Source organism: Verrucomicrobiota bacterium (assembly GCA_019247695.1).
Taxonomy (GTDB): Bacteria; Verrucomicrobiota; Verrucomicrobiia; order Chthoniobacterales; family JAFAMB01; genus JAFBAP01.
In genome coordinates, this window is the sequence record JAFBAP010000151.1 from 1 (window position 1) to 18,762 (window position 18,762).

The 18,762-nt window shown below is 59.7% G+C and carries 16 protein-coding genes; 4 read left to right on the plus strand and 12 right to left on the minus strand.

Annotated elements, in window-relative coordinates:
- Window positions 1–539: 539 nt before the first annotated feature.
- On the minus strand, window positions 540–1,265 hold the full coding sequence (locus JO015_17220; protein ID MBW0000839.1) for a DUF4410 domain-containing protein: 726 nt from the start codon (window positions 1,263–1,265) through the stop codon (window positions 540–542).
- Window positions 1,266–1,532: 267 nt separating this feature from the next.
- Window positions 1,533–2,885: a beta-glucosidase gene (locus JO015_17225; GenBank protein ID MBW0000840.1), complete on the minus strand. Its 1,353-nt coding sequence runs from the start codon at window positions 2,883–2,885 to the stop codon at window positions 1,533–1,535.
- Window positions 2,886–3,155: 270 nt separating this feature from the next.
- Here JO015_17225 and JO015_17230 point away from each other — a divergent pair, with 270 nt between their 5' ends.
- The 3 genes from JO015_17230 (at window position 3,156) to JO015_17240 (ending at window position 6,544) form a co-directional block, all read left to right on the plus strand.
- Window positions 3,156–5,087, plus strand: a complete 1,932-nt coding sequence (locus JO015_17230) for an APC family permease (protein MBW0000841.1) — start codon at window positions 3,156–3,158, stop codon at window positions 5,085–5,087.
- A gap of 330 nt (window positions 5,088–5,417) precedes the next feature.
- Window positions 5,418–5,798, plus strand: coding sequence for a CidA/LrgA family protein (locus tag JO015_17235; GenBank protein ID MBW0000842.1), 381 nt, complete (start codon window positions 5,418–5,420; stop codon window positions 5,796–5,798).
- A 20-nt stretch (window positions 5,799–5,818) separates the two neighbouring features.
- Entirely contained in the window at window positions 5,819–6,544 is a 726-nt protein-coding gene (locus JO015_17240) for an LrgB family protein (GenBank protein ID MBW0000843.1), read from the plus strand.
- A gap of 32 nt (window positions 6,545–6,576) precedes the next feature.
- On the opposite strand, the gene JO015_17245 is transcribed toward JO015_17240, so the two are convergent.
- The 10 genes from JO015_17245 to JO015_17290 form a co-directional block, all read right to left on the minus strand.
- Window positions 6,577–7,578, minus strand: coding sequence for an ABC transporter permease (locus JO015_17245; GenBank protein ID MBW0000844.1), 1,002 nt, complete (start codon window positions 7,576–7,578; stop codon window positions 6,577–6,579).
- A complete protein-coding gene (locus JO015_17250; protein MBW0000845.1) occupies window positions 7,575–9,119 on the minus strand; it encodes a sugar ABC transporter ATP-binding protein in 1,545 nt (514 codons plus the stop codon). The genes JO015_17245 and JO015_17250 overlap by 4 nt, the downstream gene beginning before the upstream one ends.
- A 209-nt stretch (window positions 9,120–9,328) precedes the next feature.
- Complete coding sequence (locus JO015_17255) at window positions 9,329–10,357, minus strand: substrate-binding domain-containing protein (protein ID MBW0000846.1); 1,029 nt, start codon at window positions 10,355–10,357, stop codon at window positions 9,329–9,331.
- Between the two features lie 112 nt (window positions 10,358–10,469).
- The gene (locus JO015_17260) at window positions 10,470–11,492 is read right to left on the minus strand and encodes an ABC transporter substrate-binding protein (protein MBW0000847.1); all 1,023 of its coding nucleotides are present in this window, start codon (window positions 11,490–11,492) and stop codon (window positions 10,470–10,472) included.
- Window positions 11,493–11,539: 47 nt separating this feature from the next.
- A complete protein-coding gene (locus tag JO015_17265; protein MBW0000848.1) occupies window positions 11,540–12,406 on the minus strand; it encodes a fumarylacetoacetate hydrolase family protein in 867 nt (288 codons plus the stop codon).
- Between the two features lie 6 nt (window positions 12,407–12,412).
- Window positions 12,413–13,426: an alcohol dehydrogenase catalytic domain-containing protein gene (locus tag JO015_17270; GenBank protein ID MBW0000849.1), complete on the minus strand. Its 1,014-nt coding sequence runs from the start codon at window positions 13,424–13,426 to the stop codon at window positions 12,413–12,415.
- A complete protein-coding gene (locus JO015_17275) occupies window positions 13,423–14,190 on the minus strand; it encodes an MBL fold metallo-hydrolase (GenBank protein ID MBW0000850.1) in 768 nt (255 codons plus the stop codon). The genes JO015_17270 and JO015_17275 overlap by 4 nt, the downstream gene beginning before the upstream one ends.
- 90 nt (window positions 14,191–14,280) lie before the next feature.
- Complete coding sequence (locus JO015_17280; GenBank protein MBW0000851.1) at window positions 14,281–15,207, minus strand: 2-dehydropantoate 2-reductase; 927 nt, start codon at window positions 15,205–15,207, stop codon at window positions 14,281–14,283.
- A 33-nt stretch (window positions 15,208–15,240) separates the two neighbouring features.
- Window positions 15,241–16,188: an ABC transporter permease gene (locus JO015_17285; GenBank protein MBW0000852.1), complete on the minus strand. Its 948-nt coding sequence runs from the start codon at window positions 16,186–16,188 to the stop codon at window positions 15,241–15,243.
- On the minus strand, window positions 16,185–16,850 hold the full coding sequence (locus JO015_17290) for an ATP-binding cassette domain-containing protein (GenBank protein ID MBW0000853.1): 666 nt from the start codon (window positions 16,848–16,850) through the stop codon (window positions 16,185–16,187). The genes JO015_17285 and JO015_17290 overlap by 4 nt, the downstream gene beginning before the upstream one ends.
- 538 nt (window positions 16,851–17,388) lie before the next feature.
- Here JO015_17290 and JO015_17295 point away from each other — a divergent pair.
- A complete protein-coding gene (locus JO015_17295) occupies window positions 17,389–18,345 on the plus strand; it encodes a helix-turn-helix domain-containing protein (GenBank protein MBW0000854.1) in 957 nt (318 codons plus the stop codon).
- The last annotated feature ends 417 nt before the right edge of the window (window positions 18,346–18,762 follow it).

An 18,762-nucleotide genomic window follows, 5' to 3' on the forward strand; every position in this document is an offset into this window, starting at 1 on the left:
CCGGCGGAATGGTATAGAGAGACGCGCGGATGCGTGGCGCGTGCCGGGTCTTGCTTGACGGTGGCAGAATTGCGGGTCAGGTCGAGGGGTAAACGCTGGGCTATGTTCTCTTGGCCCTTCGGGCCGAAAGACGGTCACGGCTGTCCCCGCGCTGCTCTCAAAAAATGTGGGTAATGCTCAGCCCTTTAGGGCGGGGTCGAGGGTCGAGGGTTTTTGGGTTTACTGGCAATTTGCTTTCTGGCAGGGGTCGCGCCTTTGCGATAGACTGGAAGCGGTTCTTTGAAGACTCGGCGTTGCCGGTTCCGCCCAGGAAACCTTGCGGCGGGCAAAACGCAGAAGGATCAAGACGGAAAACTCTGAAACGCTTTCCACGTACCCGGGGGCACCGGGGATCGCTAAACGCCTGTGGATAACCTGTAAGACCCGCTCTCGTGAGGGGCACGGTTCGTTGAACCAGGAACCACCTTGTAAGAATGCGCAGCAATGTGACATAGCAAGGAATCCTCGGCCTTGAGGCCGGGGAGGATGTCAAACGATGCTTATAGATCGCCTGGCCGCTTGGCTTTCCCGGGCTTGTGTTCCGGGGGCAGGCAACCGCGTGACGACAGCTCTTCAGATACCTTCGCGGCGATGACGCGCGCCGTACGCTTCTCGTCCTCAGAAACGCCGTGCCCCGCTTTACCCGCAATCGCGATCACGGCGGCAGGTACGGTCGTGGGCGCCAGCGGGCCCACGGACGTGATCACACCCGGTTCGGCATTGCTGCCGCCCGAGGAAGAAAAGGAAAACAACGGCCTCTCCCGCCGGCGCTCTGCTAAATCATACACTTGGACGGCGGTTTCCATTTTGGTGCCACCGGCCCCGAAACCGAGCGCGATCCGGAGTGCGCGGCTGCCTTGGTTGACGCGTGTAAATTGCCCGGCGATCAACCATCCCGGCTGGCGGCGGCGCAGCTTATTCAGTTCGACCGGAGCTGTGACGGGCACAACCGGCAGGCCGTACCGGCCCAGAGCGCGCACCGTTTGGGTACGCATCCTGGTTTGGATCCCCTGCTCAAACGCCACCAACTGTGCGCCTTGCCGGTCGGCCCGGATTGAAGCCTGCGATGGAAAACCAAAGTCTTTAACGTAAAGCACGGTAGGACAGCGATGCGGTGCCCGGGTCTGGTCAGACCGCTCGGACGTGACGCTGACGGAAGCGCAGCCTCCAAAAACCAGCAGGAGGACACCGATCAATAATAAGCCGACAGGATGGATTACTTTCATGGATGCAAAAGGGACTGAACCCAGGCCGCGGACGGCCGGCGAGCTTCCTGGTTTCCACATGCCATCTTGGGATGGGCACGGGCCTCAAAGTCCTGACCGCGGCGGCGCGCGCACAACCCACTTCGCACGATGGGGGTCAACCGGTCGTGGTCACATGACGAAGCCGGCAGCAAATCGGTACGGCGTCTCGGGTGTGCAGAGGCGCCAACCGGCACCGCGACAAGCCCCTCCAGGTGTCCTGACGGCCCTGATTAACCTCAAAAACGCTCAATCGCCACCGCCGCCGGAGCGAGCCACGTCCCGGTGCCGCTGGATGAAATCCCGGTACCAATAGTAAGAATCCTTGGGGATCCGGCGCTGGGTGGCGAAGTCCACCTTGATGATGCCGAAGGTGGGCCGGTAGCCGCAAGCCCACTCGAAATTATCCATCAGCGACCAGACAAAGTAACCCCGGATATCCACTCCCCGGCTGAGGGCTTCCAGCATCGCATGAATGTAGCTGTCGAGGAATTCAATGCGCCGGTTATCATGAACTTTGCCGTCTTCGGACGACGTGTCTTCAAAGTAAGCGCCATTTTCAGTGATGTAGATCGGCGGACAGGGATAGGCGTCGTGGAGCCAAAGGAGAATATCCCGAAACTCCTGAGGGTTGATTTCCCAGTCAAAGCTGGTTTTGGGCACGTGCGCCGGCGGCGAGACGTGCTCATAGCCCAGGACGGCGTCCGGTCTAGCCCGGAGATACATGCGACAGTAGTGGTTAACACCCAGGAAGTCGACCGGTTGTCGAATCGATTGCAGGTCCCCTGGACGGATAAATGGCTCAAATTCCGCGCGGACGCGATCCGGGTAGGTCCCCAGGAACAGCGGTTCGAGAAAGCAGCCGTTCCAGAGATCATTATGCCGCTCAGCCATCGTCGCGGAAGCCTTTGAAGCGTCTGCGGGCAGGGCGCGCTGGATCGTCATCGTGGTCCCTAGCCGCCATGCGGAATCCGTGGATCGCAGCCCTTGCAGAGCGAGCCCTTGCGCCAGGTTGAGATGGTGCGTCACCGCCAGAAAGGCCCGCAAATCGGTTACGCCCGGCGCGTGGATACCGAGGGCGTGCCCGAGGCAGGCATAAACGGAGGGTTCGTTGAGCAGAATCCAGTTTCTGATGCGGTCACCCAGGCGATCGGCCGTTTGCACGGCATAATCGCTGAACCATCCGGCCACGTCGCGGCTGGTAAAACCACCCCGTTCCTGCAGTGCCTGGGGCAGGTCCCAATGGAAGAGCGTCGCAAAGGGTGTGATGCCTGCGGCGAGGAGCTCATCGACGAGACGGTCATAAAAGTCAAAGCCGGCGGCATTCTGCCGGCCGCGCCCTTCGGGCAGCACCCGTGACCAGGAAATCGAAAAACGGTAGGCTTGGATCCGCAGATCACGCATCAAGGCGACGTCCTCTTTAAAACGGTGATAATGGTCGCAAGCCACATCGCCCGTCTCCGAGCGCTCAACTTTGTTCGGGGTGCGGGCAAAGGCATCCCAGATGGACGGTGCACGTCCCCCCTCGGCTGCCGCGCCTTCGATCTGGTAACTGGCCGTGGCGGCCCCCCACACGAACGGTTCAACAGGACCATTGGACATGGCTAAAGCTCGGTTAGGGGTGACGTTTTCGCAATGCGCGAGACAAATCGGCCCGGCGCGACCCATCACGGGGCCGGCAACGAAGGAGACCGCACATCGAGAGCAATCCGGCGCGTTGTCCCAGGCGATTGTAGGGTGATGAACGCAGTCCAAGAACTAAGGTTTCGTGGTCGAACACCGCTGCTGCCGCTTGCGAAGAAAACAATTAGCGCTCCTCGGCAACGCTTATGCGCGTGAGCGGCCGACGGTTGGCGCTTCTCTTTTTGACTTATGGCCATTCTGGATGCTCTTTTGGGCCGTCACCTGGCCTCTGCTGAAGACAAAGAGGAACGAGTCGGTGCCGCTGCCGGGGTCGCTGTGTTCGGCCTGGACGGGCTGGGTTCGGCCGCCTACGGCCCGGAAGCTGCCCTGACCGTGCTGATCCCGCTCGGAATGGCGGGCCTCGGGTTCAGCCTGCCCATTCTCGGCCTCATCGTGGTGTTGCTGGCCATCGTGTATTTCAGTTACCGGCAGACGATCGCCGCTTACCCCACCGGGGCCGGTTCGTACACGGTAGCTAAAGAGAACCTGGGCGAACATGCCGGACTGATGGCCGCCGTCGCCTTGATGATTGACTATGCCTTGAACACGGCGGTGGGAATTTCGTCGGGAGTGAATGCGCTGATCTCCGCGCTGCCCGTCTTGCAACCGTATGCGCTGTGGATTTGCCTTTTGCTGCTGGCGCTGCTGACCTACATCAATCTGCGCGGGGTTCGTGAGTCGGCCCGGGTCTTTCTGCCGCCCACGGCACTTTTCGTTCTGTGTCTAGGGGCGGTGGTGGTAAACGGCGTGATCAAGATTGTTTTGGCCGGCGGCCACCCGCAGGCGGTGAGCCCGCCGGCGCCGGCACCCGAACCGCAAGAGCAGGTCACCTGGTGGTTGCTCCTGCGCGCGTTCGCGGCAGGATGCACAGCCATGACCGGGGTTGAAGCCGTCAGCAACGGCATTCAGGCCTTTAAGGAACCTGTCATCGACACCGCCCGACGTTGCCTGACCCTGATCGTGGCCATCCTGGCTTTCCTGCTGTTGGGGGTAGCTTTTATACTGCCCTTCTACCACATCGTCGCCACTGATCCGGGAAAACCGGGTTACCAGAGCCTACTCTCCCTCGTGACTGCGGCCATCTGGGGGCGAGGTCCTCTTTATTACGTGACGATCGCATCAATCCTCGCAGTCCTGAGCCTGTCGTCCAATACCTCTTTCGCCGATTTCCCACGCCTGTGCCAGCGGCTGGCCCACGACGGCTTTTTGCCTTATTCGTTTAGCCTAAGGGGCCGCCGGCTGGTGTTCACCCAGGGTATCTGCGTACTGGCTGCGGTGACTGCCGTTCTGCTGATGATTTTCAACGGGGTAACCGACCGGCTGATCCCATTATTTGCGGTTGGCGCATTTGGGACCTTTACCCTGTCGCAGGCCGGCATGATCCGACACGGGCTCAAGGGGGAGAAACGGTCGCCCGTGAGCGCATTCATCAATGGATTAGGCGCCTTCTCCACCGGGGCTGCGTTGGTGATTATCGTGATCGCGAAATTTACTGAAGGCGCGTGGCTGGTGGTCATTGTTCTACCTTGCATCTACGCGGTGATGCTGGCGATCAAGAAGCATTCCGCGAGGATCGCTCGGGAAATTGAGCGCGCCCCGCACGTCAGCTTACAGCCTTCGGAGCCACCGATTGCGGTGGTGTTTGTCGACAGCTGGGATTGCGTGGCGCAAAAGGCGCTGCAGGCAGCCTACACCTTAACGCCCGAGGTGGAGGTACTCCACGTCGAGCGGGAAGACAATGTGGGTGAATTAGCAAAGGACTGGGGTCAGGCGGCCCGGCAGTCGATCAGTGAAGCGAAGCTACCCCCGCCGAAACTCGTGCTGTTGAAATCACCTTACCGGCGCGTGGTCAGCCTTATTTTAGAACACGTCTGGCAACTCGAACGTGACAACCCGGGCCGCCTGATTGCGGTGGTCGTGCCGGAACTGGTTGATCGTTGGTACGTCAGTTTCCTGAACAACCAGCGCGCGGCCATCTTGAGGACGTTGCTTTTGTTCAACGGCCATCCGCGGGTATTGATAATCACCGTGCCGTGGTACCTGGAGCGTCCGACGCGGGCACGGCGCGCAATCCGCCGCTCTGTGTCCTGGGAAACCTTTCCGGCACGCCTCGATCGGTAGAGGAAGGCGTTCCGTGAAGGGGCGGCGACCGGAGGATGCTCCGTACCTGGTTGAATAGGTCGTAGGCCCAACGGGCCGGGAGACGGTTTGGGCTTGGATCGTTTATACGGTCTGATAGGTTTAAAGCTGGCAGGACACCTGGGAAGAAAGACAAAATTTTACCCCCCGTGCCTGTCGAAATGGTATTGGATCTTGGCCCCGGGCTTTACTCCACTGCCCTTTGGTTAAGGGCCGGTCTATCCGCTATCGCCTGACCCACCGACCCCAAGGTGGGTGTACGCCGATAGACCCGGAAGTTCCGAAAGGCAGACCGGGTGGCCGCGTGCGATCATGTCGGTGGCTCTTCTTCTGCTTTTTGCTTGTCAACTCGCCGGGGAAATTCTTCACCGGGTATTTTGGGTGCCCATGCCGGGACCGGTCACGGGCATGGTTCTGCTGACTTTGATTCTGATCCGACGGCCGTCAGCCATTCCTGAAAGTCTGGCCGCGTCCGCGCGTATTCTGCTGCAGAATCTCGGGCTGTTCTTTGTGCCTGCCGGCGTTGGCGTGGTCGCAAACATCGGGTTGATTCGCCAGCAGTGGATGCCGATTTGCGTGGCGTTGATCGGCTCGACCTGCTTGTCCCTCCTGGCAACGGCCTGCACGGTAAACTTTATGCGATCACGGCTCCAGCGCCGGGCGAATCCGCAGGAGGCATCGGCCGAGAAATGATGCATTTAGCGCAGCAAAGCATGGCGGGGGATAGTTCCTGGGCCGTTTGGCAGCAGATCATCGCCACCCCGATTTTCTCGATCGGCTTGACTTTGGGCAGCTATGAGTTTGGCCGCCGGCTGCAGCGGCTCTGCCGAGGAAACCCGATCGTCAACCCGGTGCTGATTGCTATCCTGCTCATCGGCGGATTTCTCCACCTGACCGGGACCTCTTATGAAGTTTATTTCGGCGGTGCACAGTTCATTCACTTTATGCTCGGGCCCGCAACGGTGGCGCTGGCGATCCCTATCATTCACAACCTCGAGCGATTGAGAGGCATGCGGGTTGCCGTGCTGGTAGGCATCATGATCGGCTCACTCGTGTCCGCAGTCTCGGGCATTGAACTGGTCGAACTCTTCGGGGGCAGCCGGGCGGTAGCGGTCTCGATGGCTCCCAAGGCGGCGACGACCCCGATTGCCATCGGCGTGTCGCAGAGCGTTGGCGGTATCCCGTCGTTGAGCGCAGTTCTGGCCATTGCGAGTGGGATTCTGGCGGCGGTTTCCTTGGAGTTCCTTTTAGACTTGGTTAAAGTTAAAGATTGGCGGCCCCTGGGATTGGCGGCCGGAACGGCCGGCAGCGGTATCGGTGCTGCGCGCGCTATCTCCCTCCATGAAACCGCCGGTGCCTTTGCAGGCCTGGCAGTTGCCTTGAACGGGTTAACGACGGCCTTGCTTGTGCCTATCCTGGTACATTTCTGGCCAAAATAGGAATACCGCCCAGGAGTTCCCCGGCTTTGGATCTACCCGATGCGCTTCCGGTTCATGAGCGAATCGAGGGCAACCGCAGCAACCAGCACCGCGCCGAGCACAATCCCCTGCCACTCCGACGAGAAACGCGCGATGATAAGCACATTCTTCATCAGGCCCATGAAGAAGACGCCGATCATGGCGCCCCAGATCGTTCCGCGACCTCCGGAGAGGCTAGCGCCGCCGAGGATGACGGCCGTGATCGCCTGGAGCTCGGCGCCTACACCGACGGTCGAGGTCGCCGTGGCGATACGGGAAGCGTAGAGGATGCCGGCGAGTCCAGCCAGGAAACCCATGACCATGAACGAAACGATCTGGAGTCTTTCCACGTTAATTCCCGACAGGTGCGCAGCTTTCGGATTGCTGCCGATGTAGTAAAACTGTCGAAAGAAGCGCGTATGCGCCATCGCGTAATGGGCGATGATTGCGAGCGCAACGAGCACCCAGACCGGTGCCTGGAGCCCAAGGAATTGCGATTGCCCGAAACGTGAAAACGACTCCGGCAGGTAGGTAATTCCCGGGCCACCGATCAACAGGGCGAGCCCCTGGAAAATTCCCATGGTCCCGAGTGTCGTGATCAACGCATTAACGCGAACTTTGGCGACGATAAAGCCGTTCAGCAGGCCGCCTGATATCGCCGTCAACAATCCCGCCAGAACGGCCAAGGGCACCGGCCAGTTCAGGTCTTTCATGAGTGCGCCCGTAATGACGCCGATCATTGAGGCCATTGCGCCGACGGACAGGTCGAAGCTCCCACCGATCAACATCAACATCATCCCGATCGCAAGGATTCCCTCAAAGGCCAGGTTCCGAACGATGGCGGCAAAGTTGCTGAAGTTTGCGAACGAGGCCGGGTAGAGGACAGAGCAGCCGATGACGGTGCCGAGCGTGACCACGGCCAAGGCCAATTCCCGAGGAAAAGCCGGAAATCGCAGCCGGTTGTGCCTGCCGATCCCGGCTGAGGTCGGGACGGTGGTCGCAGGTAACTCGTTCATACGGGAGTTGGCAAGGTCAGTGAAGCCAGCCGCATCACGTTCTCTTCGGTTGCTTCGGTCCGGTTCAATTCCCCGGTAATCCGCCCTTCGCGCATTATATAGATGCGATCGGAAACGGCCAGGATTTCGGGCAGATCGGACGAGATCACGATCACGGCGGCGCCTCCGCGTGACAACCGGTAGAGCAGGTTATGCACTTCCGCTTTGGCGCCCACGTCCACGCCTCGCGTAGGTTCGTCTACAATCAAGACCTTGGGGTTTGCGAGCAGCCACTTGGCCAGGACCACCTTCTGTTGATTACCGCCGCTAAGGCTTTGTACCGACTGGCTGGTATTCCTGCAGGCGATGCGAAGGGATTCCTGCAATTCTGCGGCGACCGCGGATTGCCTGCCTTCACTTAACCACCAGGTGCCAAACCTCTTCAATTTTGCCGCCGCGATATTATGGGCGACACTCATATCCAGAAAGAGTCCCCCTTCTTTTCGATCTTCATACGCGTAACCGATCCCGGCCGCGATCGCTTCGGCCGGGGAGCGAACGGTTACCCGGCGCCCACTCACGTAAATCTCACCCCCTCCGCGTGGCCGGATCCCGAAGATAGAAAGTGCCAGTTCGGTTCTGCCTGCACCTGCCAGACCGGCAAAACCAACAATTTCACCTGCTCGGGCGTTGAACGAAACGTCTTTCAGGAGCGCTTTGGAATGGCTGGGAAGGTCGGAAAGGCCGCGTACTTCCAGTAAGATCGGATTGTGTGCAGCGACGGCATCGTTGTGCCGTAGCTCCAGATCCCTGCCAACCATACGCCGGACGAGGTCGCCGGTATCCGTTTCCGCCACGCTGGTGGTACCCTGCCATTTACCATCTTTAAGCACGGTGACCCGATCGGCAATCTGAAAAATTTCTTCCAACCGGTGAGAGATGTAGATTACGCCCACGCCCTGAGACCGCAACTGTCGAATAACCCCGAAGAGCGCCTGGGTTTCCTTGCCGGTCAGGGATGAGGTAGGTTCGTCGAAGATGATCACCTTGGCTTCAAGCGACAACGCCTTGGCGACTTCGACCATCTGCTGTTGGGCGGGTGAAAGATCTTCGACCGGCGTACCCGGATCCACGTCGAGTTTGATTCGCTCCAGACTGCGCCTGGCGTCGGTCTGCAGTTCCTTTCGAAGAATATGCCCGAGGACATTGGGCTGCCGCGCGGCGAAGATGTTCTCCGCGACGCTCAGATGGCCAAACAGGCTGCGCTCCTGGAACACGATGCTGATCCCGAGTTGCTGCGCTGACTTTTCATCGGGAATGACGATGCCGGTGCGTCCGTCGAATTCGATCGTGCCGGCGTTCGGTTGGTGTACGCCGGCCAGGACATTCATGAGGGTGCTTTTCCCAGCTCCGTTCTCACCGACCAGGGCATGTACCTCGCCGGGCCGAAGGTCGAAGTCGACGCCTTTGAGCACCTCGTTACCATCAAAACTTTTGCGGACTCCCCGCATCGCCAGAAGCGGGCGCCCGGGTGAAGGCTCTGCCGGAAGAGAAGGATTCATAGCCGAGTGTCGGTCACCAGGAAGGGCAACGACGAAGCGCTGCCCTCCCTCGATCGGGATGCACGTTGAAAATACGGCGCGGCGCAGCTTTCTAACGCAAACCGCAGGCGACCATGCACCCCCAAAATCTTAGCACCTTCAGGTTGATGCCGCTTATTGTTACGCGCATCGAGTCAAGAAGGACGGCCGGCTCGCGGTTCGCTTCGGCCTCAGGTTTTCAGAAACAGGTCCACGGTTTCCTTGGTAACGGTGTAGGTGCCCGTATTATAATTAATCGGAATCGGTACAACGCCGGCCGCCTTATCGTCCTTGGTAAAACTTAATTTGGAATGCCGCAGCTCATAAAGCGCCTTTACTCCGACGTAGGTAAACAACTCCCGCTTCTGTCCCACGGCAGCCGTTAACACGCCCTCTTTAACGAGCCTCAGGTGCTGCGCCTCGGCGTCAACGCAGGTTGCAACGATCTGGCCCGCTTTGCCTGCCTCCTTGATGGCCTGGCCGAAGCCCGGGCCACTTTCGGAGTCAAATCCGGCCATACCGATCAGGTCCGGGTTGGCCTGGATGATCGCAGCAGCCACACGGGCCGCTTCGGCCTGATTCCCCTTATCCTGTTGCGGATCCATGCAGGTGAGTCCGGCCTTTTCCGCTGCCGACCTGAAGCCGGCAAACGCCTGCTGGTCTATGGTCTGCTCGATCAAACCCAGGAGCGCCACCTTACCCTTTTTACCATTGAGGGCCTTGATCATCGCCTCCCCCTGACGCACGCCCAAGTCAAACCAGTCGGTACCAATAAACGCGTATCGTTTGCTCTTGGGCACATCGGCATCGACGCAAACCACGGGAACTCCTGCGTCAATCGCGCTGTTAATAGCCGGGATCAGGGCACTCGGGTCCCAACCCACCACCATCATGCCGGCAGGCTTGCGAGCCGTGGTCTGTTCAACCGCCTCGACTAACCCGCGGATATCCACGCTGTTCGGTCCGGCGATCGTGACCTTAACGCCAAGTTCCTGGCCGACGAGCCTCAGCGCGGGTTGGTCGTGCGCCACAAACAACGGCAGGTTCACATTTGCCGACAGCCACACGTATTCCTCGTTGCTCCCGGATTGTCCGGTGCTCTCAGCGGCAGCGATTTTCCGGGGGCCGGTCAACCCGGTAACCGCGGCGGCTCCAGCCAGCGCTCCTACGGAGCGGAGGGCGTCACGTCTCGTGACGCCGGATTCAATTCTCGTGTTCATCGTCTTGGGGAATCTTGGGGAGATTTCTTGATTTAACTATTCGGTTGGAAGTTACTACCCGAACAACAGGGTTCTGGCGCATGGCGGCTCTGTTTTCCGGTTGCGCGCGGCGCTATTTTTTCTGCACCAGATTCTGATCCACCCATTCCTGGGTGTAAGTCGGGCTGACGATCTGGCCGGGCGGCATGCCGGCATACTGGGCGAGGTTCTCAACCGTTACGCTCGCACCGGGCATCTTGATCACCTTTGGAACGTCTTTACCATTCAGAATGTCAATGGCAAGCCAGAGCGCGGCACCGCCGATTCCCGGCGCGGTATTCGCCGAGACGGTCTGGTACTGGTTTTTGTTATATTGCTCGCCCCACCATTTGAGGAAGTTGGAGCTGCCGCCACCTTGAACGATAGGCAGCTTTCGCCCGGACTGTTCGAAGGCCTGAACGATACCAATATCATCGCCGCCGCCTTGAGCGATCACTGCATCGACATTCGGCAGGCTCGGCAGGATATTGGCGACGGCCGATTGGGCAACGGAAGTGCTTGCCTGACCGTAAATCTCCCCAACGATACGAATACCGGGATACTTCTTCAGGACGTCCTTCTGCGCGTCGGAGATGATCTTGTCCGGTGCGGATCCCTCAACCCCGCGCACGAGCAGGACGTCCCCTTTGCCATGAAGCAATGTACCCGCGATGTAATCTGCCATCCCGCCGAAGATGCCGACCATGTCGAAGTCGAACTTGTAAGCGCAGTCGGCGGTGGCGATCGAATCGAACGCCAGCACCTTGATACCCGCCTGGCAAGCCTTCCCGATCACCCCATTGAGCGCCGTCGGGGATGCGGCGTTGATACAGATTGCGTCGACGCCCCTTAAGATGATCCCGCTCATCTGGGCGTTTTGCTGGTTAACGGTGTTATCTCCATTCTCAATGGTGTATTCGGAGATCAAGCCTTCCGCTTTCGCCTTTTCAGCCGCGTCGCGAAAGGCCTCCACCATCTGATGGCGCCAGATGTTTCCATAGAACGAATTTGACAGCGCTATCCGCCACGGCTTTTTCGGAGCGGTGCTTTGCGCGGTATCTTCCGCCTTTAACAGCCCGGGGAAGAGGGCTACAATCAGAATGACGATGCGTTTCATATGACGGGTTTTGGCCTTTTCGGCCGGCGATGTTGAATGGTTTAAAGTCAGGCGGCAATGACAGGGTTCTCGAGCACACCGACCCCTTCTGCCTCTAGTCGAACAACATCTCCCGGCCTCAGGAACCGCTGCGGTTTCCGGAAAACACCGACCCCCGCCGGCGTCCCGGTACTGATTACGTCGCCGGGTTCGAGGGTCATCGTGTGAGACAGAAAGCTTAATAACTCCGGCAGGCTGAAGACCCAGTCGGAGGTCGACCCGTCCTGCATGAGTTCCCCGTTCAGATAGGTTCGGAGCCGTACGTTTTCAGGGTGCGGGAGCTCGTCCGCAGTGACGATGCAAGGCCCGAGAGGACAGAACGAATCAAAGTTTTTCGCCAGCGTGATCTGGTTGTCCTTGAACTGCACGTCACGCGCTGACACGTCGTGCAGAATGGTGTAACCGAAAACGCAGTCCATCACCGCGCCGGCCGGCGCACCGGTCATACGCCGGCCGATCACGACGGCGAACTCGATTTCGTAGTCCAGCTCCCTGGTCCGCTTCGGATGCCGGATGGGTGCGCCCGGTCCGATCACGGCGGACGGCATTTTGGCAAAGAAAAACGGCTCTTCCGGAAAGGTCGCGTTCGGGTTTTCTTCCTGGTGCGACCGGTAATTGATTCCCGAACAAAGAATTTTTCCGGGCCGGGCAATCGGGGCGAGCAGTTTGACTTCCTCGAACGCGTACGCTGGAGCGGAAGTGACGTTGAGCAGGTCCGCAACGTGTTTCCACGCCGGTTTACCGGCTCGGATTAACTCCAGCAACCGCGAAGGCAAGGCAGGGTCCGCGGCATGAAGGTCGAGGAGACGCCCCTGTCGGGGCAGTTCCGCTCCTGCCCGGGGTTCATCGTTGATCTCGAAAGTGTAGAGTCGCATGTAAAGTCAGTTCCTGACAAAAACTCCTTTGTGCACGGCGTTGGGAGTCCGGACGATATGCCCGAACACTTCGGGTGCGGACCACAGATCGAAGGCGGTCGCAACCTCAGGGTACCGGAGCCTACCGCCGGCCAGCAGATCAAGGGCTTCGGGAAAGCAATTCGTCTCGGTGCGAGAACCGAGGATGGTCATCTCTTTGCGCGTAAAATCGAGTCCCGGGAATTGGACCTGGACTCCTTTGGGGACCAAGCCGACGACCACGATGCGGCCGCCGGCGGCGACCAATTGCGCCGTGGATTCCATGACCCTTGGATTACCCGTAGCCTCGATGACCACGGGCGCTCCTTCCTGGTTGGTTTGTTCAAGCACGCGCTCGAGCAAACGCTCATCGCTTTTGAGGACCTCAGCGCCGAGTGTCCGGGCGGTCTCGAGCCGCGGCTCCATAATGTCCACGGCCACCACCCGGGCGCCGCGAGCCAATGCCACCTCGATCAGCGCCAACCCGATCGGCCCGCACCCCAGAACCAACACGTACTCTCCCGCGCTGACCGTGCCGCGCCGGCACGCATGGATGGCGATCGTGACCGGTTCAGCGAAGGACGCCCGGAGCGGAGACATGCCGGCCGGCACCGCGTGGACGTGCGTTGCGGGTACAACGACGTCCTCGGCATAGCCGCCCGCCCGATGGACGCCGATGATCTGTAAATTCGTGCAGCAGTTCGGTTTTCCAACCCGGCAGGCATAGCATCGTCCGCAGCTTAAAAACGGTTCCACCACTACCAACTGGCCCGCAGCCATCCCCGTTACGTTTGAACCGGTTCCCGCCACTACCCCGCAAATCTCGTGGCCGCCGATAATCGGGTATTTCGTGTACGGATTCTTACCGGTATAGATGTAAAGGTCGCCGGCGCAAATCCCGGCGGCCTTCACGGAGATCAGCACATCGTCGGGCCCGAGCTCCGGGTTCCTCCAGTGACCGACGTGCATCTGATGGGGAGCATCAAAGATCGCTGCTTTCATGGCACTTCGATGGTGTCACCAGGTTTCAGAACGATGGATTCCGGCACGCTCGCGCCGTTCCGCCCGGCGGCGGCGAGGTATTCGTGGAATTCTGCCACTTCCGGGCAGTCCGGATTGATGAAGTGACACGGCAGAACCGTTTTGAGTTGGAGCCACTGTGCCGCCAACGCCCCTTCCCGCGGGTTCATCTCAGCCGTGAGCATTTTACCCGGCATGGGAAACCGGTGCAAGATCTCGAGTGGATTCGCGATCCCGATGCACCCGATGGTCGGCTGGTAGAGTTCCGCTTGCAACCTTAGGTCCGAAAAGATCGCCGTGTCACCGTAATGGTAGAACCGAACTCCGGGGCCGGCATAGACGATGAACGCCATCGGAACGCCGCTTGCATAGGTTCCGTCCGGCATCCGGATCTGGGACCAGTGATGGCACTCGAGCGGCTGGACTTTGATGCCGGCCACTTCCACGGCGATGCCCCACGTGGTGGCTCGGATCTGGCCTGCCGGGATTCCCTTGGCGACGAGATAGGCCTTCACCTCACCTCCGCAAATCACAGGCGCGCCGGTCCGGCGCGCGATCGCTTCGGTGTCTCCGAGGTGATCAACCGCCGCGTGGCTCACGACGATCAAATCGACCTGGTCGAGATCCTGCGACTTGACGGGGCTTCCCGGATTCTCATCCAGAAAGGGATCAAGCAGGATGTGCTGGCCCCGGCCGGTGATCAACTCATAGGCAGCCACGCCAAAGAAACGGATTTGAGTAGTCATAGGCGGTCGGGTGGAAGGTCAGATTTCGAGGGTAAGCCCTGGGTTAGGTTCCAACAGACCGGCTCATGCCCCTTGCAACCCGGTGTAACCTCAGTTTTCAAAGGAATTCTCCAACCCCTTAACTAACCAAAGCATCGCATTATTATAGGGCGTCGGAATGCTGAACCGACGGCCGGCTTCCACAATCGCGCCATTGATCACGTCGATCTCCGTGCGGCGATGCCGCTCGACATCCTGGAGCATCGAGCCTTTTGTGCCGGGAGCCAGCTTTCCGAGCAGGCCGGCGATGGCCTGCCAGCGTTCGTTGAAATCAAGCGGGATCTGCTGGGCCTGCGCGACGGCAACGGCTTCCCGGAGGAGCGCTTGCATCAACTGCTCCATCTCCTCGGTAGCCAGCAAGTGATCCGCACTGAGGCGGATCGACGCCGAGGTAGGCAGCGTCACGGCGTTCAGGGCGAGCTTCGACCAGATCTCCTTCAAGACGGATGTGGTCGGCGTAACGGGTATTCCGGCCGCGTTAAACGCGTTCGCGATCAGCGCCAGGCGATCTGAGGATGTACCGTCAAGTTCTCCGATAAACGTATTCCCCACACCGGCATGAAGGACGTGACCAGGCCCGAGGACCGTCGCGCTATGATAGCTGACTCCAAGCAGCAGTTTGTCGAAGCCGGCGATTTTCCCGATCATCGGGCCATTACCCCAGCCATTTTGCAGTGACAAGACCGCGGTCCGCGGCCCGATCATTGGGGCAGCATTCCGGATCGCGCTCTCGGTGTGGTAGCACTTTACAAAAACGACAACCAAATCGACGGGACCAACGGCAACGGGCTGGTCCGTTGCCAAGAGCTTGATGGTTTCTTCATGCCCGTCCTTTTCCCGAACGGTGAGGCCCCTGGAGTTGATGGCGGCGATGACTTCTTTAGCGACGTCGATCAGGACGACTTCATTTTCACCTTTTGCCAGCGCACCGCCGATGACGCTGCCCATCGCGCCCGCGCCTAAGACTGCAATTTTCATATTGCGCGCACCTCGTTTTTCCGGCTTTTCAGGTTAGGCCTTTTTGGTTTCCGGTGCCCGGACGGTCGCCACCGCGAGCACAAGGATAATAAGCATGCCTTCAACGATGTCCTGGGAACCGCCGGCCACGCGCAGCACCTGCATCGTCGTGACGATCATCACCAGAAAAATGGAGCCGAGGAGCGTGCCGAAGGCGCTTCCTCTTCCTCCCAGGATCGAGGATCCGCCCACGACGACGGCACCAACGGATTGCAACAGGTAAGGCGTGCCCATTTCCAGAAACGCGCCGCTCACGCGACCGGAAAGCAGCGCACCACCGGCCGCAGCCAGCAAACCGCTGAGCACATAGGCGGTCCGGGTCGTGGCCTCCACGCGGACGCCTGCGAAGCGGGCAGCCCGCCGGTTCTGGCCGACGGCCGAAAGTTTCCGTCCGTAAACGCTCGCGTGCAGCAGCCAGGCCGTTACCCACGTCAGAACCAGCGCGAGCAGGAGGATGATCGGCACCCCAAAAACGCGCCCGCTGGCTGCGTACGCCAACATCGGGCTCACGGCGTAGGTTTTGAAGCCCCGGTTGAAAACCAGGGTCGCGGTGGTCAGGATGTACCCCACCGCCAGCGTGGCGATGATCGGTGGGATACGCAGCCGGTTAACGATAAGCGCATTCACCCCGCCCACGCACGCCCCGAGTGCAGCCACGATCACCAAACCGAGCACCAGGCGCGCGTCCTGACCGCCGGTAACGCTGGTGGTGACAAAGGCGGAAAGCGTGATGACGCTCGGGATAGAGAGGTCCACGGCCCCGTCCCCGGTGGTCACCACCAGCATTTGCCCGATCGCCACGATGCAAAGCAAGGCGGCAGAAGCCACGATGCCGCTGAGGTTACCAAGACCAACCTGGTGGGCGCCGATGCTCAAGAGGACCCAAAGGACGACGACGCCTACGAGTGCCCAAATCCACGGTTGCTCAAAGAGCTTTCTCATCGCGGGCGCGCCCAGAGGGTTCGTAAAATCACGATGCCGATCAGGAGAAAGCCCTGAACCGGGGCGATATCGTCTGAACTAAGCCGCATAAAGCCCAGCAAGGTGCCCAGGAGGGAGAGGGTCACAGCGGCGAAGACGACGCCCGCCGGCTCGATTCGGCCGCCAACGAGATCGCAGCCGCCCATCACGACCGCGGCAACGCTGAGAAAGGTGTAAGAACTCGCCGCGTTGACGTCCGACGCGGTATTAACCCCGGTGAGGCAAAGCCACGCGGCCATTCCGAAGACCACCAAGACGAAAACACCGGCTTGTCGACGCCACGGGCCACCTGGAAAAAGCTCACTTAACTCCAGAAAAAATTTCTCTGCCGCATTCAGGTTCGTGCGCACCGAGAGCTCCTGGTGAACTACCCGATTTCCGAGGTCCTTCGCCCTTCGGACCGAGTATTCGGGGAACGACACCGGGTGCGAATCGAACACCAGACGGCCGTGGTCCGGCCGGGTGCCCCCGCTCATCGGGCGCGTCAACGTGCTTTTACCTGCTCCGTTGGCGCCGAGCAGGGCCGTGACGGTTCCGCGCCGGATCGCAAACGAAACGGAGTTAACCGGGACGGTTGGCCCATACGATCTGGTGAGGTTTTCTCCTATGACCAGGGGATCCATAATGAAAAAGGGCCCAACCGTCGCCAGACTTGACAGACTTGATTAAGAGGGGTCGATTGGATCTTCTCCGGCCTGACCATTGGTAGCAGGAAACGGTGTCTCATGGGACTGGTCCTCTCTTGCCGGGCAAGCCCTCACGTAAACACCTCTCGCTGGCGGGCAGCCTTACTCAGGGCGCCGGCCTCACGCGTTTCCATGTAAATAGGCGGGGGATGGAGAGAAACCGCGTCAGTACAACGTTTTTTATGCGGCCGGGCTTGTATGGTGTCAAATCAATTACGAAAAATATTTTAACGATTTCCAACGGTCCGGTCACTTTTCTCTCATTGAAGGCCGGCCAAAATCACCGTGCCCACCGGAGGGTGGACGCGCTCACAACCGCCGGCGAATCCGGCCCGAACCCGGCGGTTTCCGGGATTCCGTCAAACCACGCCAAACCCGAAAAAGCTGGTTGCCAGCCAGGCACGGAGTTTCGTTAGATCGTGCCGGGCACAAACCGTCCTGGGCGCGGGCGCATGATGCGTCAAACTCAAGTTTAATGAAGATCAAAAGTTACACCGAGGAACTTTATGGGGTTGCGAATCGTTTGGCGTTCGAGCCGCACCGGATCTGGTTAGATCCGACGGGCCGGTATGACGAACCGTTGGATCGCGAGTTCCCGTTCATCATCAAGTTATTTCATTATCGCCACCACGATTTCACGCCGGGGCTGAGTTGGCACGAGAGGCTCGAGTTGTTTATGCCGCTGGATGGGGATGCCCGCATGCAGATGGGCAAACGCCAGGTTGAGCTCGCCCCGGGCGAAGTCTTAGTCGTCGAAAACCTGAAGCTGCACATGACGGTGGATACGCCCGGATTGAACACGCGGGTCATCGTTATCAGCTTTCTGCCGGAGTTCGTGCATGGTCCGGGCCTGCCGCCGCTTGACCACGTGTTCTTGCTTCCTTTCTACGCGCAGCCCGCCGGTGGGGCGAGAGTGTTGCGCCGGGACGGGCCGGTTCTGCCGCAGGTGCATCAGGCCGTAGCGCAGCTCTTGCGGTCGTATTTCGACCGTAGCGATTTTTTCCAGGCTGCCTGCAAAGTGTATCTCCTCGAAATGCTTTACCATCTGGCCCGGCATTTTCGCGCCGTAAATTTTCCCCGTTCCGAGCTGATTCGCCAACAAGAGCGCGTGGCGAAAGTCAAACCCCTGTTCGACTTTGTGGCTCACCACTATGCCGAGCCTATGACGCTCAAACAGGGCGCCATGCTGACCAAGATGAGCCTGCCTCAATTCATGAAGGCGTTCAAAAAGGTCGCGGGAATGACGTTCGTCAGCTATCTTACCCTCGTTCGTCTGGCCAACGCGATCCCCCTGCTGAAAAGGAGCTCGCTGCCTATCGGGGAGGTGGCGAAGCAGGTCGGTTTTTCTGATCAGGGCTACTTTGATCGCCGGTTCAAAGCCGTCTTTTACCAGACCCCCCGGGCATTTCGTCAAACCTGGATGGGCAGGTAAAATGTGTCCAAATAACGACCATAACGCCTTTTGATCCCTTTCAGGCGCCTGAAACAGCCATAAGCAGGCGGGCATCAAAGATTGGGGAGCCGTTCGGGTTTTCGGCGTCGAGGGTTGCGCCGGGTTTGGCTGGCCGCTTGGAAGCCGGCACCCTCCGGGGCAGCGCTTCAGCCGTCCCTCCGGGACGAAAGCGCCCCCATCCACGGGCCCTTAACTAAATGGCCGTGGGGGTTACCCTCGGAAGGCGGTTTCCCTCCCGACTCAGCCCTCCTAAGGCGTCACGCCTGTACGCCCATCCTAACAAACGCCCGCCCCGCCGGGCTGGATTTGCTGAAGGGGCGGCAGAAACCGTGAGCAACGCCCTCTGCGGCCCCTTCAGGGCTCGATCGAGATTTGACGGTTACCCAGGGGGTAAAG